General features: G+C 58.1%; 20 protein-coding genes. 11 read left to right on the top strand and 9 right to left on the bottom strand.

The window, feature by feature from the left end:
* Window position 1: 1 nt before the first annotated feature.
* From ACFWW2_RS03510 to ACFWW2_RS03500, 3 genes are all read right to left on the bottom strand, one after another.
* Window positions 2-655 carry a class II aldolase/adducin family protein gene (locus ACFWW2_RS03510; protein ID WP_393926219.1) on the bottom strand — a complete coding sequence of 218 codons (654 nt, stop codon included), beginning with the start codon at window positions 653-655 and terminating at the stop codon, window positions 2-4.
* Entirely contained in the window at window positions 652-1,755 is a 1,104-nt protein-coding gene (gene mtnA, locus ACFWW2_RS03505; protein WP_393926286.1) for an S-methyl-5-thioribose-1-phosphate isomerase, read from the bottom strand. Before mtnA ends, ACFWW2_RS03510 begins: the two co-directional genes overlap by 4 nt.
* A gap of 103 nt (window positions 1,756-1,858) precedes the next feature.
* Complete coding sequence (locus ACFWW2_RS03500; protein ID WP_393926217.1) at window positions 1,859-4,267, bottom strand: putative bifunctional diguanylate cyclase/phosphodiesterase; 2,409 nt, start codon at window positions 4,265-4,267, stop codon at window positions 1,859-1,861.
* A 177-nt stretch (window positions 4,268-4,444) separates the two neighbouring features.
* On the opposite strand from ACFWW2_RS03500, the gene ACFWW2_RS03495 reads away from it, so the two are divergent.
* From ACFWW2_RS03495 to ACFWW2_RS03485, 3 genes are all read left to right on the top strand, one after another.
* Window positions 4,445-5,122 carry an ImuA family protein gene (locus tag ACFWW2_RS03495; protein ID WP_393926215.1) on the top strand — a complete coding sequence of 226 codons (678 nt, stop codon included), beginning with the start codon at window positions 4,445-4,447 and terminating at the stop codon, window positions 5,120-5,122.
* Complete coding sequence (locus ACFWW2_RS03490; RefSeq protein WP_393926213.1) at window positions 5,070-6,557, top strand: Y-family DNA polymerase; 1,488 nt, start codon at window positions 5,070-5,072, stop codon at window positions 6,555-6,557. Before ACFWW2_RS03495 ends, ACFWW2_RS03490 begins: the two co-directional genes overlap by 53 nt.
* 183 nt (window positions 6,558-6,740) lie before the next feature.
* A complete protein-coding gene (locus tag ACFWW2_RS03485) occupies window positions 6,741-10,043 on the top strand; it encodes an error-prone DNA polymerase (protein WP_393926211.1) in 3,303 nt (1,100 codons plus the stop codon).
* A 178-nt stretch (window positions 10,044-10,221) separates the two neighbouring features.
* On the opposite strand, the gene ACFWW2_RS03480 is transcribed toward ACFWW2_RS03485, so the two are convergent.
* The 5 genes from ACFWW2_RS03480 to ACFWW2_RS03460 all read right to left on the bottom strand — a co-directional run bounded on the left by ACFWW2_RS03480 (window position 10,222) and on the right by ACFWW2_RS03460 (window position 14,195).
* Entirely contained in the window at window positions 10,222-12,201 is a 1,980-nt protein-coding gene (locus ACFWW2_RS03480) for a putative bifunctional diguanylate cyclase/phosphodiesterase (protein WP_393926209.1), read from the bottom strand.
* A gap of 33 nt (window positions 12,202-12,234) precedes the next feature.
* Complete coding sequence (locus ACFWW2_RS03475; RefSeq protein WP_393926207.1) at window positions 12,235-12,741, bottom strand: hypothetical protein; 507 nt, start codon at window positions 12,739-12,741, stop codon at window positions 12,235-12,237.
* Between the two features lie 115 nt (window positions 12,742-12,856).
* The gene (locus ACFWW2_RS03470) at window positions 12,857-13,291 is read right to left on the bottom strand and encodes a DMT family transporter (protein ID WP_393926205.1); all 435 of its coding nucleotides are present in this window, start codon (window positions 13,289-13,291) and stop codon (window positions 12,857-12,859) included.
* Window positions 13,288-13,755: a DMT family transporter gene (locus ACFWW2_RS03465; RefSeq protein WP_393926203.1), complete on the bottom strand. Its 468-nt coding sequence runs from the start codon at window positions 13,753-13,755 to the stop codon at window positions 13,288-13,290. The genes ACFWW2_RS03470 and ACFWW2_RS03465 overlap by 4 nt, the downstream gene beginning before the upstream one ends.
* Window positions 13,756-13,766: 11 nt before the next feature.
* Window positions 13,767-14,195 (bottom strand): hypothetical protein, encoded by a 429-nt coding sequence (locus ACFWW2_RS03460; RefSeq protein WP_393926202.1) that lies wholly within the window; start codon window positions 14,193-14,195, stop codon window positions 13,767-13,769.
* 250 nt (window positions 14,196-14,445) lie between these two features.
* Here ACFWW2_RS03460 and rpsD point away from each other — a divergent pair, with 250 nt between their 5' ends.
* From rpsD to ACFWW2_RS03440, 4 genes are all read left to right on the top strand, one after another.
* The gene (gene rpsD / locus ACFWW2_RS03455; RefSeq protein WP_393926200.1) at window positions 14,446-15,066 is read left to right on the top strand and encodes a 30S ribosomal protein S4; all 621 of its coding nucleotides are present in this window, start codon (window positions 14,446-14,448) and stop codon (window positions 15,064-15,066) included.
* 243 nt (window positions 15,067-15,309) lie between these two features.
* Window positions 15,310-16,050 carry a c-type cytochrome gene (locus ACFWW2_RS03450; protein WP_393926198.1) on the top strand — a complete coding sequence of 247 codons (741 nt, stop codon included), beginning with the start codon at window positions 15,310-15,312 and terminating at the stop codon, window positions 16,048-16,050.
* 28 nt (window positions 16,051-16,078) lie between these two features.
* Window positions 16,079-16,846 carry a carboxypeptidase regulatory-like domain-containing protein gene (locus ACFWW2_RS03445; RefSeq protein WP_393926196.1) on the top strand — a complete coding sequence of 256 codons (768 nt, stop codon included), beginning with the start codon at window positions 16,079-16,081 and terminating at the stop codon, window positions 16,844-16,846.
* A gap of 19 nt (window positions 16,847-16,865) precedes the next feature.
* The gene (locus ACFWW2_RS03440; RefSeq protein ID WP_393926195.1) at window positions 16,866-18,296 is read left to right on the top strand and encodes a cytochrome c peroxidase; all 1,431 of its coding nucleotides are present in this window, start codon (window positions 16,866-16,868) and stop codon (window positions 18,294-18,296) included.
* A 345-nt stretch (window positions 18,297-18,641) separates the two neighbouring features.
* On the opposite strand, the gene ACFWW2_RS03435 is transcribed toward ACFWW2_RS03440, so the two are convergent.
* On the bottom strand, window positions 18,642-20,132 hold the full coding sequence (locus ACFWW2_RS03435; protein WP_393926194.1) for a DUF1963 domain-containing protein: 1,491 nt from the start codon (window positions 20,130-20,132) through the stop codon (window positions 18,642-18,644).
* A 416-nt stretch (window positions 20,133-20,548) separates the two neighbouring features.
* Here ACFWW2_RS03435 and ACFWW2_RS03430 point away from each other — a divergent pair, with 416 nt between their 5' ends.
* From ACFWW2_RS03430 to ACFWW2_RS03415, 4 genes are all read left to right on the top strand, one after another.
* Window positions 20,549-21,076, top strand: a complete 528-nt coding sequence (locus ACFWW2_RS03430) for a hypothetical protein (protein ID WP_393926192.1) — start codon at window positions 20,549-20,551, stop codon at window positions 21,074-21,076.
* A 61-nt stretch (window positions 21,077-21,137) separates the two neighbouring features.
* Window positions 21,138-21,485: a DUF1801 domain-containing protein gene (locus tag ACFWW2_RS03425; RefSeq protein WP_393926190.1), complete on the top strand. Its 348-nt coding sequence runs from the start codon at window positions 21,138-21,140 to the stop codon at window positions 21,483-21,485.
* A gap of 84 nt (window positions 21,486-21,569) precedes the next feature.
* Complete coding sequence (locus tag ACFWW2_RS03420; protein ID WP_393926188.1) at window positions 21,570-21,920, top strand: hypothetical protein; 351 nt, start codon at window positions 21,570-21,572, stop codon at window positions 21,918-21,920.
* 784 nt (window positions 21,921-22,704) lie between these two features.
* Window positions 22,705-24,123 carry a homospermidine synthase gene (locus tag ACFWW2_RS03415; protein WP_393926186.1) on the top strand — a complete coding sequence of 473 codons (1,419 nt, stop codon included), beginning with the start codon at window positions 22,705-22,707 and terminating at the stop codon, window positions 24,121-24,123.
* The last annotated feature ends 157 nt before the right edge of the window (window positions 24,124-24,280 follow it).

Here is a 24,280-nt window from a genome sequence, read left to right as displayed (position 1 = left end):
ATTATTGCGGCTTGTAGCTGGCAAATGATCCAAGGGCATCATCAATATCGGCCTGCGACAACAACACCGGTGTGCCGCTGGACAGCGCCAGAATGTAGACGCGGGCCAGATTTTCCAGCTCTTCCATGCGCCACAGCGCGCGGTCCAGCGTAGGGCCAACCGTCGTGGCACCGTGATTGGCCATCAGGCAGCCGTCACGATCTTTCAGCGCGTCCGCGACCATCGCCGCCAGTTCCGGGCTGCCGAACAATGCATAGCCTGTGATTGGCACATCACTGCCGCCGAACGCCGCGATCATGTAATGCACCGGCGGAATGCCCCGACGCTGGGTCGCAATCGCCGTGGCATAGGCGGGATGGGCGTGCACCACGGCACCGACATCTGGGCGGGCCTGCATGATGGATTGGTGAAACCGCCATTCGGTTGATGGCTTGCGGCCCACTGGATCCGGGTCACCGTGCAACGGCAGCTTGCAGATCATATCCGGGGTCATTTCGGCATAAGGCACGGCCGACGGGGTGATCAGCAGGCCATCCGCCACTCGGGCCGACACGTTGCCAGCGGTTCCCTGATTAATTCCAGATGCCTCCATCCGCAGGCAGGTATCGATGATCGCCTGTCGGGTCTCTGTCGTGTCGGGCAGGCAGGTGGTCATTCCGCCGCCTGCGCCATTTCAGGGAAAAGACCGGCCAGCCCTTCGGCTGTGGCAGAGCAAATCCCGCGTTCGGTGATCAGGCCGGTGACAAGCCGATTTGGGGTCACATCAAAGGCGGGGTTGCCGCCTGGGGTTCCCATCGGAGTGACCTGCACCTCACCGATCTGACCATCAGGAGCGAGGCCCTGAATGTGGGTCGTTTCACGGGCGTTGCGTTCTTCAATCGGGATTTCGGCGACGCCGTCATCGACCGTCCAGTCGATCGTGGGTGAGGGCAGGGCGACATAGAACGGCACACCATTATCTTTTGCGGCCAAAGCTTTTAGATAGGTGCCGATCTTGTTGCACACGTCGCCCCGCCGCGTCGTGCGGTCGGTGCCGGTGATGACCATGTCGACCTGACCATGCTGCATCAGATGCCCACCGGCATTGTCGGTGATATAGGTGTGGGGGATCCCGTGGCTGCCCAGTTCCCACGAAGTCAACGCGCCCTGATTGCGCGGGCGGGTTTCATCGACCCAGATGTGCAGCGGAATGCCCTCATCATGGGCGTGATACATGGGGCTGGTCGCGGTCCCCCAATCGACGGTAGCAATCCATCCTGCGTTGCAATGGGTCAGTAGGCGCACGGGTTCGCCCGCGGGTTTTTTCGCCGCGATGTCACGGATCAATTCCAGCCCGTTCAGACCGATATTGCGGTTGATTTCGACATCTTCATCCGCGATCTCATGCGCCAATGTAAGCGCCGCCGCTGCTCGATCCGCTTCCGCCAATGGCAGCAGCGCTGCTTGGCACCGGTTCAGCGCCCATCGCAGATTGATGGCAGTCGGACGGGTGGCGTTGAGATAGTCCCAGACCTTGTTCATATGGGCGTCGCTTGGGTCCAGCTTCATCGCCAGAGCCATGCCATAGGCGGCGCTTGCGCCGATCAGTGGCGCGCCACGTACCCGCATTTCCACGATTGCGGCGGCAAAATCCTCAAGTGTTTCGACGGATTGAACGCGGAAGTCATGTGGCAACCAGCGCTGGTCAATGATCTGAAGCGCGCCTTTGGCATCGTCCCACCAGAGCGAACGGTAATGCGTCCCGTTGACCTTCATGAATGCTCCCACCTTTGCTTCATTCGCGCTCAGCTTGCGCCTTTCAGGCCCGGCCTGCAACTGCCGAGCCGGCATCACTGTTCAAATATGGTGACAGTGACGGTTAACCTGTCGATTGCAGGGTGGTGCGCAAAAGCTGATCGGCGTCTGCCTCTGCATGGCGACGGTGCAGCAGGCGGCTGAAACGCGCTGGCGTCATTGGTCGGTAAAAGGCAAAACCCTGACCCATCTCAACCCCGGCCGCATTCAGTTCCCGCGTGATGTTCTGGGTCTCAACCCCCTCTGCGACCAATTGGAATCCATTCGTCTGGGCAAGCTCGCGCATGGCCTTGACGATGATCTGACTGCTTTCGTCAGTGTCCAGATCCTCGATCAAGGATTTGTCGATCTTGAGGATATCGGTCGGATACCTGCCCAGATAGCCAAGTGAGGAATACCCGGTGCCGAAATCGTCAATGGCAATCCGGACCCCTTGCGCGCGCAGGTCGCGCAAGTTCGCCTGCACGGCGTCGCTGTCCAGTAACAATCCGGTCTCGGTCACTTCGAGCCAGAGCCGCTGCGGGGCAAAGCCGGTATTGCACAAGATATTGGCGACACGGCTGGCCAGATTAGTCTGCTGCAGATCGGCAGAGTTCATATTGACCGACAAAAATCGGGCGCCGGGCCAGGCCTTGGCGTTTGTAGCGGCGACCTGCAGAATATAGTCAAGAAAGGCTGGCCCCAACCCTTCGGCCTGAGCCACGGCGACAACTTTTTCAGGGTTGATCGCGCCGAGGATCGGATGATCCCAGCGCGCCAAGGCCTCTGCGCCGACGATGGCGTCGGTTTTCAGATCAACGATGGCTTGAAATTCCAGCGTCAGATGCCTTTTTTGCATTGCATCTTGAATGTCATTGGCGAGCAGACGGTCCCGGTGAATTTCGATACCGATCGCGGCGTCATAGACGCTGACCTCACCCTTGCCGCGGGATTTTGCCCGATAAAGGGCGCGGTCAGCCTCAACCTCAAGCGCGCGCAGCGATGCGCTGACATCATCAGCAACGCTGATCCCGATACAACAGGATAGGGGGATTTCCGCCTCGCCAAAGTGGAAACGTCCATTGATGCAGGCGACCAGATCACGCCCCCAGGCGGTCTCATCCGTATCTGGCGGGACAAAGGCCAGCGCCACAAATTCATCGCCGCCTTTCCGGCCGATCAGGCTGGGCAGGTGGAACTGTGCTTCAAACCTGGAGGCCAGGGTTCGGATCAGGACATCACCCGCTGCATGGCCGAAATTGTCATTCACGGGCTTCAGATTATCGGCATCAATAAAGACAAAAAGAGCCTTCTGATCAGTGTTGGCCAGATCGGCGAGTGCGTTGCGCGCCCGCTCGTTGAAGGTCGAATAGTTCAGAAGGCCCGTCATCGTATCGCGAGTGGCAAGCTGATAGATTTTGGCCTTGGCCTGGGTTTCGGCGGTCACATCCTTGATATAGCCGTGATAGCCGGCTGTGGGCCCGCTTTCTCCGGGGTCGGGGCGACTTGCCAATCGGATCACACGGTCATGATGGATTTTCAGAGTGGTTTCGGAATTGCCGGACAAGGTGTTGTCGGGGGACTGCAGATGCGACACTTGCATATTGAAATCGGGATTGTGGTCGGTTGCTTTCGCTTGATCCAGGATCGTCAGCAGATTGGGCTCGGTCATCTTGGGGGCAGGCAGGCCGAGCATCTGGCACAGCGGCTCGGGGTCGGTCTTAAGAGCAAGATTCTTATCGGCACGCCATATATACTGGCCGCCTTCCCCTTGAAACGTGTCCAGCAGCAAGGCCACCACATCGCGCTGACGTTCGGCTTCCATCTTGCCCAGTAGTTCGGACAGAAACATGCTGGTATGACGCCGGACCGAAAAATAGACGATAAAGCAGAACGCAGCGATCACGATGCCGAAGGGCAGGATCGGCAGGATGCCATTGAAGATGATCATGACAAAAGCAACGCATGACAGTGTCGATGTATAAAGCAGCCCTGCCAGCGGCACCGGATAAAGCGCTAATGCGCCACCTGCGATCATACCCGCAACTAGCGCGCTGAGAAACGCAACCTCCAGCAATTCGCCATGGGGCAGCAGCACGATCAATGGGTAGCACCAGACCAACGCAAGCAGTGCGGACGAGATCACGACCTTGCCCGGTGCGCGCGTGCTGGCGGTGGGGCGCCGGGGTGCTTTTTTGAAACGATGGGCGCTGCGCAGCCCGTAAATGGCAAAGGCAACAACGATGGCCGACCAGACGAGCGTCCAGCCCGAAAGACTGCCAACATGATGTTCAAGCGCGATGAGCGCTGCGATGTTCAGGATGTTGGCGATCATCATGGGCTGGGACGTGGCCATGATGGCCGAGATTTGCGCCTTTCGCACGACGCCCTGACGATCGCGCACCAGATCAGCAGATGCGTCTGCCCGATGTTGAGATAACATCCTGGTCGTCAGGTAATCTGATAACTGGCCAAGATACGTGGCGGCACTCATCTTCAATCCAACTGCTTTTGAGTCTGCCGCTTACCTTACGTTAACGAACCTTTCCAAAAGGTTAATGAACCAGAGGTAGAATGTCGGGTCCAACTTCAACCCCTGCAAGGTTTGACGAAAGCCACTAGATGGAGTAGAACAAATGAAGAACATTAGTTGGGATTCGGTGTGTCGTGTATGGGTTCGCTTCGGGTGCAGAAACGTCTTGCAGGTCAGGTTCGCGAGCCCGATCCGCTGACACATACTCTGTCCGAAGCCTTTCCCGAAACTGCCACCGATGCGGCGGCTGTCGGCTTTGTGCTGGCCCGCTTGCCCCACACGACCGCGCCAATCCTGTGGGTGCAGGACCGACTTTCGCGCAAAGAAACGGGGCGCCCTTATCTGGCGGGGATCGGTACGGACAGACCTTTGATCATGGTCAGTCTGTCCCGCGCTGCGGATGTGCTCTGGGCGATGGAGGATGGATTGCGATGCAAGGCGTTGGGTGGCGTGATTGGCGAGGTATGGGGCGATCCCCCCGTGCTCGACTTTACCGCCACCAAAAGGCTGGCGATGCGGTCCGAGGCAGCGGATGTGCCCTGCTGGCTGATCCGGCGCGCCGCCAGTCCCGACCTGAGCGCGGCACGCGACCGCTGGCGTATCGCCTCGCTGCCTTCCGCCCCCCATCCACACGATGCCCAAGCGCCAGGCCTGCCGCGCTGGTCGCTCGATCTGTTTCGCTCGCGCCGTTCCAAACCGGGGCAATGGGTGGCCACCTATGACCGGGCGGCGGATCGTCTCGATCTGTCTGCCGCAATTCGCGATGGAACGCTGGCAACGGGTCATGGAACGGCAGGGCAACGGGCCGCCGGATGACATCCCTATCGTTCTGGCGCGCGAGGGGCATCATGGCCCGGTGATCCACGCCGCCAACCGGACCGCACGGATTTCGGGGATCAACCCGGGGTCGCGGGTGGTCGATATGCGGGCAATCTGCCCTGAACTGCAGGTCGAATATGCCGATCCGGAAAGGGACCGGGCCGCACTGGACCGGCTGGTGATCTGGGCACGGCGCTGGTGCCCATGGACGGTGCGCGATGGCGATAACGGGCTGATCCTTGATACCACCGGGGCTGACCATCTGCTGGGTGGCGAGGCCGCAATGCTGGTGGAGATGGAAACGCAGCTTTCCCTGCTGGGGTTGAGCGCCCAGTTGGCCATTGCTCCCACATGGGGGGCGGCCTGGGCGCTGGCGCGGTTCGGGCCGGTGCGATCAATTTGCGGGCCGGATGAGATGGGGTTCAAGCTGGGCGCACTTCCCGTCACGGGGCTGCGGCTGGATGATGACACTGTGCTGCTCCTGCGCCGCTTGGGGCTGAAAACCATTGGGGCGGTCATTGATGTCCCCCGCCTGTCGCTGACCCGGCGGTTCGTCAAGGCGGGGCTGACGTCCAACCCGCTTTTGCGGCTTGATCAGGCGCTGGGCAAACTGGCCGAACCGGTCGCCAGCGTCGATGCCAAGCCGCGGTTTCGGGTGCAAAGTCGGCTGGCCGAACCGATCTTTGATCCCACCCCTTATCTTCCGGAGTTGTGTGAAAACCTCTGCGAGGCACTCAAGCAGGCCGGTCAGGGCTGCCGCCGCCTGCACCTGATGGTCTATCGCACCGACGGGGATGTCAGCCATGTGGATGTGGCGACCTCTGCCACGACCCGGGATCCAAACCACCTGCATGGGCTGTTCCGGGATAAGGTCGAGCGGATCAACCCTGGTTTCGGCTTTGATCTGATCACGCTTGAGGCGGGTGGTGTGGAGGATATGCAGGTGGTCCAGAACCGCCTTGATGGCAGATCGGACGATGATCTGCATCTGACCCGGCTGGTGGACAGGCTTAGCGCGAAATTCGGCGCGCGCACCGTGACCCGGCCGATCTTGCGAGAAAGCCACGTGCCCGAACGGGCCGAAATGCAAGTGGCCGCCTTGGTCAAACTGGCCGATGTCCCTGCACCTGTGGCCAAGGACCGGCCCATCCGCCTGTTTGACCACCCCGAAGAAGTGCGCGTGCTTTATGCCGTCCCAGAAGGTCCGCCCGCGCAATTCATCTGGCGCAGACAGACGCATCGGGTGGCCCGCTATGCCGGCCCTGAACGGATCGCACCCGAATGGTGGCATGACCGGCCGGGCACCCGGCTGCGGGATTATTTCAAGGTCGAGGATCAGGCGGGGCGACGCATCTGGCTTTACCGCGAGGGCCTGCACGAAGACGGGCGCGGCGGCGACCCGCGCTGGTTCGTGCACGGGTGTTTTGCGTAATGGGTACCCTGGTGCGACAGAGGGCGGCGCCCGACCCTGGGTGGGCGCTGAGAGGGGTCATGTGGCGACCAAAGTCGCAACAAACGCGGCGGTATTTCCGTAGGCTGAGGTTGCAATGCGCCCTCCCGGGGGGAGGGTCGGGCGCCGCCCGGGCAAGCCGGGCGAAAGCAGAAAGCAACCGCCATGCCTGAAATGGACAACCAGCGCCCGCGGCGCACGATTGAAGATGACGGGTTTCGCCAGAACCCGCGTGCTGCTTATGTTGAACTCGGCATCAGCACATGTTTTTCCTTTCTACGCGGGGCCTCGGACGCGGTGGACCTTGCCACGATGGCCAACACTTTGGGCTATGACAAACTGGGCTGCGCCGACCTCAACACAATGGCAGGCGTTGTCCGGCTGCATGCGGAAACGCTGAAGGCGCAAATTACTCCGGTCATTGGGTGCCGGCTGCAACTTGTCACGGGCGAGCAATTCCTAGCCTACCCCCGCAACCGGGCGGCCTATGGGCGGCTTTGCATGCTGCTGTCCAAGGGAAAAATGCACGATACCAACGGCGACTGGCAGGCCAAGGGGGCCTGCGATATCACGCTCGATGACCTCGCCAGACACAGCGCCGATGTCCAACTGATCGCAATGCCCGGCGCAGATCTGAACCATTTCAGCGCCGGGTTCCGGCGGCTGAAACGGGCGTTGCCCACACTGAAATACATTGCCGCCAGCTATCTTTACCACGGCGACGACCGGGCGCGGATCAACCGGCTGGATCAACTGGCACGGGGCAATGGCCTGTCGATCCTCGCCACCAATGACGTGCGCTATCATGTGCCTGACAGGCGGCCTTTGCAGGATGTAATGACCTGCATCCTGCACAAGACGACAATTCAAAAGGCAGGGTTCCTGCTGGATGCTAATGCCGAACGCTACCTGAAATCGCCTGCGCAAATGGTGCAGCTTTTCAGCAACTGGCCGCATGCGATCCGGGCAACGCGGGACGTGGCGGATGCCTGCGATTTCGACCTGCGCGAACTGGCCTATGAATATCCGCGCGAAACCGTGCCGGAGGGGCGGACGCCACAGGAATATCTGGAGGAACTGACATGGAAAGGGGCCGCCTGGCGCTATCCTGACGGTGTGCCAGAGACGTTGAAAGACACGTTGCGCAAGGAACTGGCCCTGATCAAAAAGCTGGAAATTGCCCAATATTTCCTGACAATCCAACAGGTTGTGAACTACGCGCGTTACGACTGCAAACCCCCGATCCTGTGCCAAGGCAGAGGATCAGCCGCCAACTCTGCCGTGTGTTATGTACTGGGGATCACCGCCGTGGACCCTGACAAGAATGACCTGCTCTTCGAACGTTTCATCAGCGAGGAACGCAAGGAGCCCCCCGATATCGACGTCGATTTTGAACATGAACGACGCGAGGAGGTGATCCAGCATATCTATGACAAATATGGGCGTGATCGGGCGGCGCTGTGTGCCACCGTGATCCATTATCGCCCCCGCATGGCCGTGCGCGAGGTGGGCAAGGTCATGGGGCTGTCTGAGGATATCACCAGCGCGCTGGCCAAGACGATCTGGGGGTCATGGGGCCGCGAGGTTGGCGCGCGCGAGGCGGCAGAGGCGGGAATTGACCTGAACGACCCGCTGATGGCGCGCACGATCAAGCTGGCGGACCAGATGATCGGCATGCCCCGCCATCTGGGCCAGCATGTAGGCGGGTTCATCCTGACCGAGAAAAAGCTGATCGAAACCGTACCCGTAGGCAACGGGGCGATGCCCGACCGGACCTTCATTGAATGGGACAAAGACGATATCGACGAATTGCGCATCCTCAAGGTCGATGTGCTCGCACTTGGGATGCTGACCTGTATCCGCAAGGCGTTCGATCTGATCGAAGCGCATTACGGAATAAAACATGCGCTTGCGAGTATCGAAGAGGGCGATGAAGCCACCTATGACATGCTCTGCAAGGGCGACAGCCTTGGCGTGTTTCAGGTCGAAAGCCGCGCACAGATGAACATGCTGCCCCGGCTGAAACCACGCGAGTTCTACGATCTGGTCATTCAGGTCGCCATTGTCCGCCCCGGCCCGATCCAGGGCGACATGGTGCATCCCTACCTGCGTAGGCGTGCCGGGAAGGAGCCAGAAGATTACCCGTCACCCGCCCCCCCGCATGATCCGAACGAATTGCGTAAGGTGCTGTCGCGGACGAAGGGCGTGCCGATCTTTCAGGAGCAGGCGATGAAGCTGGCCATGGTCGCGGCAGAGTTTTCCCCGGACGAGGCGAACCAGCTACGCAAAGCCATGGCGACGTTCCGGTCCAAAGGCACCATTGGCGAACTGGAAGACAAGATGGTCAGCCGCATGATCCGCCGCGGCTACGACCCGGAATTTGCGCATCGCTGTTTCAACCAGATCAAGGGGTTCGGCGATTATGGCTTTCCGGAAAGCCACGCGGCAAGCTTTGCGCATCTGGTCTATGTGTCCAGCTGGATCAAATGCCACTATCCGGATGTATTCTGCGCGGCGCTGCTGAACGCGCAGCCTATGGGGTTCTATGCCCCGGCCCAGATCGTCCGAGATGCTCGCGAACACAAGGTGATCGTGCGCGCTCCTGATGTGAACTACTCCGATTGGGACAACACGTTAGAGCCGATCAGACCCGGTGTTTTTGCGGTCCGCCTCGGGTTGCGGCAAGTCGATGGCGTGCGCGAGGAAATGGCCGAGCGGATGATGCGCGCGCGCCAGCAGCCCTTTACCGATCTCGCCGATCTGAAGAAACGTGCAAGGCTGGATGCGGGCACCATGCGTAAACTGGCGGCAGCGGATGCGGTGCGATCGATGACGCTGGACCGGCGGCAGGCGCTGTGGGATGCGCGGGCGCTGCGAGACGCGCCAGATCTGCCGCTTTTCACCGACAAACGGGACGAAGGCGAGGAGGTGCGTTTTGATCTACCACAGATGCCGATCTGCGAACATGTGGTCGCCGACTATCAGACCACGCGCCTGTCGCTGAAGGCACATCCGATGTCATTCCTGCGCAAAAGCATGGGCAAGCAGGGGTATCGCACGACGGCTGCGCTGAATGACATGCGCAACGGACAGTCGGTCAAACTGGCAGGTATCGTACTGATCCGGCAACGGCCGGGCAGCGCAAAAGGTGTTTGCTTCATTACACTTGAGGATGAAACAGGCGTGGCAAATCTGGTCGTCTGGCCAAAGGTGATGGAGGCATTTCGCAAGGTGATCATGAGGGCTCGTATCATTGATGTGCGCGGCTATGTGCAGCGGGACGAGGATGTAATCCACGTGGTCGCCACACATCTTGCGGACCGCAGCGATGCGCTGGAGCGGCTGTCAAACGACGTGATGGAACCCCCGCTTGCGCGCGCCGATGAGGTCAAGAAGGCCCTGCCTAACAGCACCCATGGCCACCCACGCAATGTGCGGGTGATCCCAAAATCGCGCGATTTTCATTAACGGTCAGGATGCCAAATCTTGATGTCCTGTTGGATTAGAACCGATTAGAACTCCGCACATGGCGTAAGGATGGCGAAAGCCCATGAAAAAAAGAAGAATCCGCTGCCATATCCCGCAGGGGCACAATAGCGATTCCGCTGCTCATTAGCACAATTGGTGAACGGTGACTTTCAACACATTACCCGGCGGCGGCGCGGGATGTGCCCACGATCTGATCCAATGCAATCGATAATGCCTCATCGGCGGGCAGGGGGCGGCCGAAGTAATAGCCCTGCGCATTGCCTGCCCCCATCTCGCTGACGATACGGGCCTGCTGGGCGGTTTCGATCCCTTCAACAGTCACCGCGAACTTCAGGTTATGTGCAATGTCCAGCACCGAATCCAACAGGAACCGCGATGTGTCAGAGCTTTCGATATCTTCGATCAGTGACCTGTCGATCTTGATTTCATCGGCTACGGTTTTGCGCAGATAAGCCAGCGAAGAGAAACCGGCGCCAAAATCATCAATGGCAATCTTGGCCCCCAGATTGTGAATGCCGGCGATGATCTGCTTGGCCTTGTCCCAGTCGCGCATTTCCACCGATTCCGTGATTTCGATGGTCAAAAGATCAGGGCGCAATCCGGAATATTCCAACGCCTCGGCAATCACACCGACGAGTTTGTCGGAATTGAAATGCAAGGCTGAAAAATTGATGCTGACCGAAAATTCCGTGCCATGCCGGGCATTGAACTGTGATAGTTTGCGGCTCGCCTGGCGCAGCACGTGACAATCCAGATCTGTGATCACACCGCTTTCCTCGGCCGTGGCGATGAATATCTGCGGCGGTACGATTTCCCCGTTGCGGCGCCACCGCACCAATGCCTCAAACCCGTATGTTTCTTCGGTGTTCAACAGAACCTTCGGCTGCAGAAAGAACTCCATGCTGCCATCCATGATTGCACGTGGCAGTTCATCGACCATGGCGCGACGGTCAAGAAACTGCTGTTCAAGCTCTTTATCATAGATCGTGAAAATCTTGCGGCCATTGGATTTTGACGCATAAAGCGCGAAATCGGCGACGCGAAACAGGCTGTCCACGTTGACATCAATTTCCGCACCGATCTGGGTGTTGGTGGCCAGCCCGATACTGGCATTCACCGCCAGCGCCTCGCCCTCGAATTGGATCGTTTCGCCCACGTCGTTGATGATCCGCTCACATAACGGAATCAGGCGATCCAGATCATCCGACTGGATCAGAACCGAAAATTCATCGCCGCCCAGGCGCGCGCAGAATGCGTCCTGATCCTGCACAATCCGGCTCAGCGTCTTTGACACATGGCGCAGGATCGCATCACCGGCCGCATGCCCGTGCGTGTCATTGACCAGTTTGAAATCGTCCAAATCCACAAGCAGCAGGGTGACCGCCGCATTTCCGTTCAAAAGCGCGCTCATCCTGTCCTGAAACTGCACCCGGTTGGGCAGCCCGGTCAGTGAATCGAAGAAGGCCAGATGATGCACCCGTTCTTCCGCAACCTGCCGGGCGCGCCGGGACATGACTTCGCGGCGCAGAAGAACGATCGCGGCAATGCCCAGCACCGTCAGTCCGCCCAGTGTGGTCCAGAGCAACGACAGTTGCCTTTCCACCGCCAATGATTGCTTGAGCAGAAGCGCATCCTGCAGGCGACGCATTTCGTCCATATAGATGACCAGCGCCTGCCGCGCCTGTTGCGATTGTTCGGTCAGATCAATCCAAAGCTGGTCAAGATCATCGAAATCTGCCGCAATGGCATCATCAGCGATGGCACCGATGACCTCAAGCTGTGCAATGGCCTGACGGGCGGTCTGCTGATCCGTCCTTGTGCCCAGCACCCGGCGAAAATTATCGATGCGTACATAAAGAAAATCGGCTGCCGCCTGAAAATCGGCCGCAGCTTCCGGGGTCATCCTGCCCGCGCTCAGCGCTTCCTGCAGGACCAGAACAAGGCGTTGGATATCGCTCATCGCGACATAGCCGTTGCGCAACTGGCGATCGTTGAACACCTGGTGGGTGCTTTTGAGTTGGTTAACGGTGGCCTGCACGTAATTGCCCGCAACCAGACACACGGCCAGAATGGTCAGCACACAGGCGCCGGCCAGAATGCGCCCCCAGAACGCACCGCGCGTCTGGTAGGCGGTCATGTGTTTGTTGATTCGGGTGGGCAATATTCGTGCCTATTCCGCTTCGATCCGGGCGGCCATCCAGACCAGATGCGCCTCGGTCGCCAGTCCGGAAGAGGTATAGTCATCCGCGCCGATAACAAACTGGATCGGCCCGCGTTCCCGGCGCGAATGGGGTTGCCCATTCACCCGGGTCGCCACCAGAACCGGCACGTTTTCCCACAAAGCGCGCTGCAGGGTCGAGCCAAAGTCGTTTTCGGCGGTCACCCGGATGGCTGCGACATCATGCAGCCCGCTTTCCTTCAGGATGTCTGACAAAAGTACGCCGTCAAAATCCGCCGGTTCCGGCCGCCAGGGCGTGGTCGTGCGCAGCCGATAGGTGGTCAGGGTTTCAAGCTGTTCGGGGGTATAGCGTTTTTCGGTCCCGTCAGCGCCGATCACGATCAGTTCCGCATCAAGCAGATCCATGGGTTCCAGTGTCACCGGTTCAGGCGTCTGGGCCAGGGCCGGGGTCGCGATGAGAAACGCGAAAATCAGGTGCAATAGGGCTTTGATAGACATGCGCAATTTCCTTGATCAGTTCGTGATTGCGCACCGTCCTAACCCGCCGCTGGTTAAATGCTGGTATCAATGCAAGGGTCTCGCCAGCCGCACATCCGGAAAACTGGATAAAACTTTAGCGATCTGCCGGTTCCGGGCGTTTTCCACCCTGGGCGACCCACATGCCCGCCAGGATCAGGGCGACCCCGATGCTGCGTGCCCAGATGCTGCCCGGCGCGCCCATGATGATATCCAGCGCGACACCTGAAATCATCTGCCCGGCAATGATCAGCAATGCGGTCTGTGCTGCCCCGATCCGCGCAATCAGCCAACTGCCCGCTGCAATGAAGATCACCCCGATCGGTCCGCCCAGATAGGCCCACCAAGGCGATGCCTGCGGCGCGCCCGCAAAGAGCCCGCCCAACAACAAGGCGACCGAAGTGATAAAGACCAGCCCGACGATATGGTTCCAGAACGACGATTCCATGGCAGAGGTCGACAGCGCCAGCCGCCCGTTGATCTGCCGCGACAGGCCCACCAGCACGCCCGCCAGCACCGCAAAGACAATCATGCGCCGCCCCCGTAGAAAATCAGGATCAGACTGCCCGCGATGATCAGGGTCAGCGACAGGTAATCGCGCGCGCCGGGCATCCGTTGCGGCAGCCCGAACAGCCCGCGCATATCGGCGAACAGGCTGAACATCACTTGCCCCGCCAGCCCAAGGGCAATGGTTCCGGACAAGGCCAGGGCCGTGTTCATCGTGGCCGAAGTCAGCATAACCGTCAGCGCCCCGGACACGCCGCCCAGATAAGTCCAGAGCGGGGGACGACCCGCCGCAACCCGTTTCGGGCGCAGGATGATGAGCAGAGTCAGCGCGGCCACGGTGCCGGTCAGGTGCGGCACCCAGGATGCAAAATAAAGCGATCCGTAAATCGCCAGCGTGCCGTTGAACAGGATCATCAGCGTCAGCAATCCGCCCGCACCAAAGGCGGCGGCGAAATGGTAAAAGCGCGGGGTCGGGGCCATGTCGGACATGGCCAATGCATCTAGCTTTCGGAGGCGGAACGCAATCGTTGTTGCGCCCGGATCGCCCCGAAATGGATGGGCTTGTGGTCTGGGCGTGATGTCTTGATGAACTGCAACTGACTGACAACAGTCCGTTCGGTGCCGCGCAACCGCCGCTTCGCGATATTGACCACCCAGCGTGGCAGTTGCTCGACCGCATAGGCGTGCAAGGCGATGCGTTGTTCTGCAGGGGTCAGCGCGTCGTAGGGCAGGGTGCAGTGTTCCTTGCGGATCAGGTCAATTGCCAGCGGAATCAACCGTGGTGCATCGTCCTCGGCAGATGGGGCAGCAATTGCAGATTGATAGGCCGCGGGTAAGAATTTGTGCAGGTTGTGCAGCTTGCGCCGCACAACCTGGTGAATGGACAGCCACGCTGCCGCCACACCTACTAACAAAATACTAACAAACACGGGCGATATCGTTCCTTATTGCTGCCCCAACGTCAGGAATAGCGGGTTGGTATGGTTACAATTTGACGCAAACGGCACCTTATTTCGTCAACTTCAAGTGCGGGCCGCCATCTTCGTTGACATGGCCCGAATCCTGTCTATAAGCCCCGCAATCATTGGTGTTGGTGGCCCCCGCAAGGGGATGCCTGTCGCCCCGGCCAAATCCGGGGAAAGGACAACGCCCTTCACAACAGTAGAAGGAGATCAGCGTATGACAAAGCGTACCGCTGCCAAGTACAAAATTGACCGCCGGATGGGCGAAAACATCTGGGGTCGCCCAAAATCACCCGTCAACCGCCGTGAATACGGCCCCGGCCAGCACGGTCAGCGCCGCAAGGGCAAACTGTCCGATTTCGGCCTGCAGCTGCGCGCCAAGCAAAAGCTGAAGGGTTACTACGGCGACCTGACCGAAAAGCAGTTCCGCCGCATCTATGCAGAGGCCGAGCGGGTTAAGGGCGACACCGGTGAAAACCTCATCGGTCTGCTGGAACGCCGGCTGGACGCTGTGGTTTACCGCGCGAAATTCGTGCCAACCATCTTTGCCGCCCGCCAGTTCGTGAACCACGGCCACGTGACCGTGAACGGCAACCGTGTGAACATCCCGTCCTACCGGGTCAAGGAAGGCGACGTGATCGCCGTACGCGACAAGTCCAAGCAGCTTGAGCTGGTCCTGGTCGCCGCGCAACTGCCCGAACGCGACGTGCCCGACTACATGGATGTTGACCACAACAAGATGAGCGCAACCTTCACCCGGACTCCCGGCCTGGGCGACGTGCCATACCCGGTCTCGATGGAACCGAACCTGGTCGTCGAATTCTACGCCAAGAACTGATTTCTGCATCTTTTCAGAAATCATCCGGGAAATAAAAAATGCCGCGCCCAAATGGCGCGGCATTTTCATTTGTGGGTCTCAAGATTGATGAATTGATCGCGCACTGATCCGCCATTATCGGTCGCCGCCGTCGCTTTTTCGTGTCGGAACCTGTCCTAAAGTAATAACGGGAAAAGAAACAATTGGTTTCTCGCCCGACGTGCATTACTGGCCTTCAGTTGGAATTATTCAATAGGGAGAATCATGGTGCTGTCCCCGTTAAAGAGCGTCGCTGTTTTTGTTGCCGTCACAGTAACCGCAATTCAGCCAACGGTCGCGCAAACCAATTCCGAAGACTCTGAATCCTTCGCCGAAGGTCTTGCGATCTACAACGAAAACTGCGCCATTTGCCATGGACCCAACGGGGATGGCGGCGGCAGTCTGGCACCGCAATTCACACCACGGCCACGCGATTTCACGCAGGGCAGCTTCAAGTTCCGTTCCACCGGTTTTGGCGAACCGCCGGCGGCGGTCGATCTGCTGACAACCATCACCAGAGGGGTAGAAGGCTCTTACGGGCGGTCCATGCCGTCCTTCGAACATCTGAGCTTCGATCAACAGGTGAAATTGCTGAAAGTTATTCAGGAATTTGCTGGTATCGCCAACTATGGCGTATCGCGGGGCATACAACCGCGACCTGACAGCGCCAATGTGGAAAAAGGGCGCCAGCTCTATGTCGAGCAAGGATGTATCGAATGTCACGGTGCAAATGGCGATGGCCTTGGCGTGCTTGCACAGGACTTGCGCGACGCAGACGGCTTGCCGATCCGGCCGACCGATTTTCGGACTGGGTTATTCAAAGGCGGCAACAATCCCGAACAGATTTGGATGAGAATACAAACCGGCCTGGACGGCACACCAATGCCTTCTTTTAGTCGAAATCTGACGCTAGATGAATCGTGGTCGCTGGTCGAATACGTTCTGGAGTTCAGTGACGAAGAGTAGTGAATAAACAGGTTGTGGAGTTGAGTTGGTGACGAGTTTGAATAGGCGGGAATTGCTGCTGGGTGCCGCATCCGGTGCCGCTGGGTTATCTTTCGGATCGAGCCTTTTTGCCCAAAGTGGCCCGGCTTATCAGGAAATCGGTGTTCCGCGAAACGCTGGCCGGCTGACGGGCAGCATCAAATACGATGGTCCATCGTTTGATATTCCGAAAGTCCGGGTGACGAAGGACACGACGATCTGCGGTGAAAGCCTCAGAGAGCCGCAAACAATCCGCGTGAGAGATGACGGTGCCTTGGCGGATACTGTCGTTCAGATACGCAACATCACGCAGGGAAAAGCGTGGGAGCCGATCTTTGATGAAGCACGCATTTACCAGATCGGGTGCAGCTTTCAGCCTTATGTTCAGATCATCAAGAATACGGCAGACGTCTATGTCGTGAATTTTGATCCAATTCTGCACAACATACATGCGTATGAATTCTATCGCGGCACCCGCCGGTCCATGTTTAATTTCTCGCAGCCAAATGCGGGTATGGAAGACCGGATTCCATTGCGCCTGCGTCGCGGGCATCTTTTGACCATTGATTGCAATGCACATAACTGGATGGCGGCATGGCTGTATACATCGCCAAATCCATATATCGCGGTCACAAGTGTCGATGGGCAATTTGAATTGCCCGACATCCCGCCAGGAGACTACGAACTGGCCATCTGGCATCCCATGCTTGGTGAGAAACTGATCAATCTGAGTGTCACAGAAGGAGCTGATCTGCGGTTCGATTTGGTTTGGACATAATCGGTTCAGGAGAAGAGTAATGTTTTATCGAGTACTTGCGCTGTCATCAGCTGTTTTCGCGACCAGTCTTGCTGCACAGGATTTCCCTGTGATCAGCCCCTTGCCGCCTTTGGAACAGGCCAATACCGGCTTTGACGAAGAGGCGATGTCCGACTTGGGCCGGCTGTTGTTTTTTGACACGCGGCTGTCCGGCGATGCCTCAACATCCTGCGCCAGCTGCCACGATCCCGCTTATGGCTGGGGTGATGGATCTGACCTTGCGCGTGGCTATCCCGGCACGATGCACTGGCGCAATTCGCAGACATTGGTCAACGCCGCCTATATGACAGGCGGGATGCATTGGGACGGCACAGTGCCGTCACTGACGGAGCAGGTTCCCGGTGCCATGGGCACATCGGTTGTGTCCAATATTAACGCAGTTCTGGCCGAGGAACGGCTGCGCCAGATCCCCGAATATGTCGCACAGTTCGAACAGATTTGGGATGCCGAACCCAGCATCGACACGATCAGTCAGGCGATTGCCGCCTACGAGCGGACCCTGATTTCCGATGACAGCCCGTTCGACCGTTTTGCGCGCGGCGAGGCCGATGCGCTGAGCCTGCAGGCGGTGCGGGGTTTGGTTGTCTTTCAAGGCAAAGGCAACTGCTTGTCCTGCCACAATGGGCCACTTGCAACAGACATGCAGTTCTACAACACCAGTGTGCCCCCCAATCCGGGCTTCACCGAAGAGCCGCTGCGTCAGGTGACATTCCGCACCATGATGCGTGGATTTGGCATCGAGAAAGAGGTCTACGAGTCCTTCGACCGCGATCCGGGCCGCTTTCTGGCGACGCGCAATCCCGCCGACCTCGGGACCATGCGGACACCACCGCTGCGTTATCTGAAATACACAGCGCCCTACATGCATAATGGTGTATTCTATACGCTGGAAGAAGTGGTTGATTTCTACAATGACGGTGGCACGCCCGACGTCTTTGGCACCAAGTCAACGCTGATCCAGCCGCTGGGGCTGACCAATGAGGAAAAGGCCGATCTGGTCGCGTTTCTGGAAAGCCTGTCGGGGTCCGAAGTGACAGAAGACTATCCCGAATTGCCGGACTACGAGATTGCGCAGTTCCCAATGACAACCGGCTCAGGTGCCTATACCTTTGCGCAAGCGCCTCAGTCGCAGGTCATGACGATCAACCTGGAAGCGGATATTCAAATGATTTCGCCCGGTCTGACAGTAGCACCCACCGAACCGGTCACAGCCACACCTGCCGCCGCCACCGTTATCATCGAAAACGGGGAACGTTTGGTTATCGTCAAGGACGGTGACACGCTTGGCACCCTGGCCGAAGAAATCTATGGCGACGTACTGCAATATCAGAAAATCTATGCAGCCAACCGTGACCGCATTCCTGATCCAAATGCGCTGGAGGTCGGGATACGCTTGCGCCTGCCAGAGTAGCTGTCTTGTCCGTGGTTCCGGTTTCAGCAAGTTGCAACAAAAGTGACAAACTGCTTTTACATCCTGCGGCCTGAGTGCTCTCAGAAACTGGAGGATGCGACATGACAATCGGAAACCGGCTGGCGCTGTCGGGCCTGGCTATCGGCGCGTCTGAAGCCGTCGCCACCGCAGCTCCCTGATCGGGCCATACCCGGTCACGATGAAAACCAACCTGGTCGTCGAATCTTACGCCAAGAACTAAGCGGTTCTGGAAATTGAAGAAAAGCCGCGCCACTTTGGCGCGGCCTTATGCGTCGTTCCGGACGGTAAAATGCAGGGCTGCCGCGGTGGCAAATCGGTGATCAATTAGCCTTGTATGGTCGCCCAGGCCCTGTCGAATTTGCGCTCTTGCAGATCGGCGGCCTCGATCATGAACGTAACCTCGCCCACATCCCACCAGCAAAACCGCAGGGCCCTGTCAGAATAGAGGTGAAGCAGCATCACTTCACCATCATCGAGAGACAGCGCGTTCTGGCAGCTCAGAACATGTCCCAACATTTGATGAGGTGTATCGTGTGACGGTGACCGCAGCGGATTGCGCGCCTGTGATAGGAAGTCTAGATATACAAAGAAGCCGTCCGGCAACGCATGACAAAGGACGCCATCTGATGCTGCAAGCCGCGCTACGTTCATCATAGCGTCGATGTAGGGATCGAGAAGACTGACAAGCTCCCTTGTGTATGGCCTGACCACGCCGTCTTGGGTGGTATCAAAGGTGTATGTGTCGTTGGCAACCTGATCCAGAAACCGAACAAAACCATCTGCCATCATTTCAGGCAGCGTTTCGCCTGGGTCCAGACGCGCACACAAGCGCATCCATGTCTCGGCCTGCAAAAGATGTTTCTGCAGTTTCGTCAATGCGGTAGCCGAACCGCGATTAGGGTCACGTTCAAGTTGCTTTTGTCGATAGATGATCGCATGACACAAATGGGCGGCGATATTTTGTGGAAACGCAGCGATTATCGGCAGACGCTGCTTTAGATTGTGTGGCAGATGGTCCCATAGCAATTTCTCATAGGCGCTATGCACCAGATTTTCATAGTGGCTTCTGTTTCTCGGTGGCGTGTCCGGCTGCAGGCGAATGCCCGTTGCCTGTACCAGGTTTTCAGAGACGCGTGCGCTGCGGGCTGCACCATAGGCCTTTCCGAATTCATATTTGTCTTCGGGGGCAACGCCGTCGACCGGATCATAGGTAAAGTGCTGCGGATCCGGGTAGCTTTCGAATGCAGCGCATTTCATGGGCCATTCCGGAACGACGACAAGCTCCTGCGCGTTCAAGACGGTCCTATCTGGCCCGCGCATCATCGGTTGCTTGGCGTCGTCGTCCAGCGTCATCGCTGCCGGTGAACCGCGCACGCCTATTGGCCATATATCCTCTGGCGGCTGGCGGATCGGTGTATCCCGATCAAAATCCGCAACATAGATGACACGGGTGCCGTCATGCGGTTGCGCGTCATCGTCCCACACACATTCCTCGTCAAGCCGCGCAAAGAAGAACAGCATCCCTTTTTCGGGCAAAGCAGGGTTCACATCGGGCAATTCGCCACAGTCGATTTGGGCCAAGAAATGCAATGGCGGCGCGTCGTGCCATTCGCGGTCCGATCGACCGCGAAAATGCTTGGCATAGGGATCGACCCCCCGGGGCCATGAGATCTCGGTCGGCAGGTTCGGCAAACCGCCAAATTTGCTCAGACCTTCGACTGGATGGACAGGCGGATAGGGCCGATAGAGGCAGATCGCTGGCGCGGCGTAGGTCTCTAACAGGTTTTCGATGATCGGTTTATATGCGTCGGACATGCCATTCTTTCGGTTTTGGTGTAGTGGGGCCGCGCCGCCACGTCACCTGCTCGCCCAAAAATGCACCCAACGCAAGTTTTTGCGCCGCCTGATGCAGCCTGACGCAATCGCGCGGTCAGAAAAACATAATCCCTTTTTAGTTGATAATACCGGGCGCCCCGGCCCGTTTTGATTGGTATGATGCCGGCGAACTTGGCATATCTGGGCTTAGTCAGGAACATCGCGGCATCGTCTTGAAAAGGACGCGTGTGGTGATGAGTATGAAAAAACCACTCTTGGGACGGAATGGCCGGAAACTGGCGTTGACGGCTGTACTAGGCGGGGCACTGACCCTTTCGGCACCACTGCTACCCTCAGTTGCACAGTAAACCGGGGCGGCACTGGCCCAAAGCATTGATGGCGGCGGGCAGGCTAGGATGAACCTGGCAGGCCGATTGACTGTCCTTGGTCAGACAGTGGCAGCCGCAGCCTGCATGCTCGATTCAGGCTATGATATAGCACATGAACGGGAATTGCTGGAAGAGACGCATGAAGACTTCACGCGCCTGCTCTGGGCGCTGGAACACGGGGATATGACGGTCGGTATCCCGACACCGGAACGCAACCGCTCCGCCGTGGTGGCAATCCGCGACATCCACGCAATCTGGGAACCGATGGATGCTTCCGCAATTGCCCTGCTCGAAGTTGACCACCCGCATGATCACGCCATGGCCATCGCCGGGGCCAATCAGGCGCTACTGGAAAAGACAGAGCTTCTGGCATCGATCATCGTCAATGAATACGCCGACCCGTTCGAGGTGCTGCTGACCGACGCGCTGGCAATCCCGCTCGCTGGCCGCCCTGCATGTTGGGTACGAGGCGGCGGGGATGGCACCATGCCCCTCCCCTTTGTTAGCATCAGAAGGTCAGATTTAGGGCGTTCGGTGTATCTCGCATTGACCTAAATCAACGTGATCTAGCCCCTTGCGCAGATATCCTGAACTTGCACCAATAAGGAGATCGACAATGGCGATGAGCGGCATTGAGCAGGATGCGATTGTCGAAAGGCTTGATGAGATCATCCTTCGATCAGCGCCAAAAGCGCAAAAGGTTCCGAAATATGGCGGGACGCTCTACACACTGAAACCGGATGAAAAGGAAGCACAGTTCTGCGGCGTTTTTCCGTATAAGGATCATGTCCAGCTTGCCTTTAGCAATGGCACTGCCCTGAAAGACCCAAAACAGGTTCTTGTCGGAACTGGAAAGTTTCGCCGTCACGCCAACTTCTCAAGTCTTCAAGAGATTGATCCCGCGATACTTGGGGAGTTGCTCGATAACGCTGTTGAGTATTCGCTTTCTCAAGACGCAGACTAGTTGACGCGTGCGCAAATACCCAACTCGTGATGCCAGACTTGGGCGCAATGTCGTCTTCTCTCATGACCAAAATGGAGACGTTCGGTGACAACAGCAAGACGCGTAACCATCAAGGACACTGACAATTCGAAAAACATTCCAGTCGAAATCAGAAGCGATATGACCTTGGATGAGATGGAGGAGGTTCTGACCAACGTCGGAACTGACCTTGGTTTGGTCATTTCACACGTTACAACACTTGGTAGCAAGAAGTACCCCGGCAACCGACATTGGCATTTTAAGCAAGACTTGAAGTCCAAAGGCTGCCTGGATGTTACCTATTGGCCAATTGGTCATTTATTCTGGATCACCATCAGAAACTATGAACCCGAATGGGTTCACAGAGCGGGTCGCGACTTGGCGCTTACGCTCGAAAAAGAGTTGGCGGCCGACTGATGAGACGTCGCTCTTCATGTTTGCTCCCACACGACTAAGTCGCATAGCCTTGCTCAATGACACCAAAAATTGGAGAGAAGAGGTCTCTTTGCTCCGGCAGAGCCCAATAATAGCAGACGTTAGCTGCAGTGTAGAAGATTGGTAAGATGGTCTCCTAACCGACCAAAGATACCCCGCAGCATGTTCGCCTGACGACAGAACAAGCCGTTGACGATTGCGCCAATTGAATCCAATCGCGCGTTGGCTCGCCACACTTGTAAAATGGTACCCGCTGCGTGATCGTCTGCGTCACCGTCGGTGCTGACGACATCGCGCAGACGAGGCAGTCTTACCCGGCGTTCCTGCCACCTTGCGTTCAGGTCTTGAGGAGCGGCCAAAGGTCCTGAGCGACGCGCAGTCCCGACGAAACCGGACCGGACGGATAACGCGGGTTTCCCGTCGCCACCATACTTGCGATGCACCCAATCCTTTCCTCATCCGCCAATGCCCACCAATACTGAAACCCGTTGCGGACTAAGCAGCGGCATTGCCAAATTCTTAACAAACCCTACCGCGCGCATCCTTAACCCACCCCCACCGTGCGTTGGGGTCCGACGTTTTGCCGACGCAATGCCGACGCGATGCCGACAGGGTGATTTAGCCTGAAACAGCAGTGTTAACACTTGATTCGCGCCGACCGGCCATCGCATCCGCCCGCATGCACCGTTCGGTGCCATAAGCATTTTCATCGCAATGGTTTTGCCCTATCAAAATCATCAGCTTTGAAACGCAAAGGGCGCAGCGCATGACCTCTCATCCCAATTACGGCCGCATCGACGGGCCGATTGTCATCATCGGTTTCGGTTCCATCGGCAAGGGGACACTGCCCCTGATCCAGCGCCATTTCGATTTCAATGCCGATAAGCTCAGCGTGATCGACCCGAACCCGGACAGCGCGGAATTCCTTGCAGAACAAGGAATTACCCATCATCAGGTTGCCCTGACCCCTGACAATTATCGCGATGTTTTGGGGAATCTGTTTGCCGAGGGCAACGGCTTCTGCGTGAACCTGTCAGTGGATACATCCTCGCTCGATATCATGAAGTTCTGCCGCGAGATTGGCGTGCTTTACATCGACACCGTGGTCGAACCCTGGGCCGGTTTCTATTTCGACACGACCGACAACGCCGAGCGGACAAATTATGCCCTGCGCCAGACCGTGCGCGATGAAAAAGCGGCCAATCCCGGCGGGACCACGGCGGTCAGCTGCTGCGGCGCAAATCCGGGCATGGTCAGCTGGTTCGTCAAGGAAGGCCTGATGACTTTGGCGCGCGATCTGGGCCGCGATGATCCGATGCCCACGGACCGGGCAGGATGGGGAAAACTGATGCAAAATCTAGGGGTTAAGGGCGTTCATATCGCCGAGCGCGACACCCAGGCCCGGGCCAAACCCCGCCCCCGCGACGTGTTTGTGAACACATGGTCGGTTGAGGGTTTCATCGCCGAGGGGTTCCAACCGGCAGAGCTCGGCTGGGGCACCCATGAAAAATGGATGCCTGAGACGGCCCACAAATTTGACACCGGCTGCCAGTCCGCGATCTGGTTCGAACGGCCCGGTGCGATCACCCGCGTGCACACCTGGTGCCCGACGCCGGGGCCGCAATTCGGGTTTCTTGTCACCCACAATGAGTCCGTCTCAATCGCCGATTATTTCACCGTCGGCGATCCGGCCAATCCTGAGTTCCGCCCGACCTGTCACTATGCCTATCACCCTTGCGACGATGCGGTGCTGTCGTTGCATGAGATGTTCGGGGCGGGGGTTCAGCAGAAGGTGCATGAAATCCTCGATGTCGATGAAATCATTACCGGAATCGATGAGTTGGGCGTGCTGATCTATGGTCACGAAAAGAACGCGCTCTGGTTCGGATCGCGCCTGTCAAACGAAGAAACCAAGACACTCGCACCCTATCAGAACGCGACCGGATTGCAGGTGACGTCAGCCGTGCTGGCAGGCATGGTCTGGGCGCGGGAAAACCCGCAGGCGGGCATTGTTGAAACGGACGAAATGGACCACGTGCGCTGCCTCGAAGTGCAGCGCCCCTATCTCGGCCCGGTCGAGGCGCATTACACCGACTGGACGCCCTTGCAGGACCGGTGGGAGCATTTCCCCGAAGACATCGACGAAAGCGATCCGTGGCAGTTCAGGAACGTGCTGGCGACGTGAGGGTGGGCGGCGGCAGAGCGGGATGGGGTGGATGGCCCCTGCTTCAACGGGCGTCGCAATGCGCCATAGTGCAGTTGTCGTTAACCGCTTATGAGAGGAGCCACCCAATGCAAGTTACCACAATCGGCCTTGATTTGGCCAAGAACACCTTTCAGGT

The sequence above is a fragment of the Yoonia sp. R2-816 genome, from assembly GCF_046762905.1.
Taxonomy (GTDB): Bacteria; Pseudomonadota; Alphaproteobacteria; order Rhodobacterales; family Rhodobacteraceae; genus Yoonia.
The sequence above is the reverse complement of the archived record's forward strand: the minus strand, read 5'-3'. Positions and strand labels throughout refer to the sequence as shown.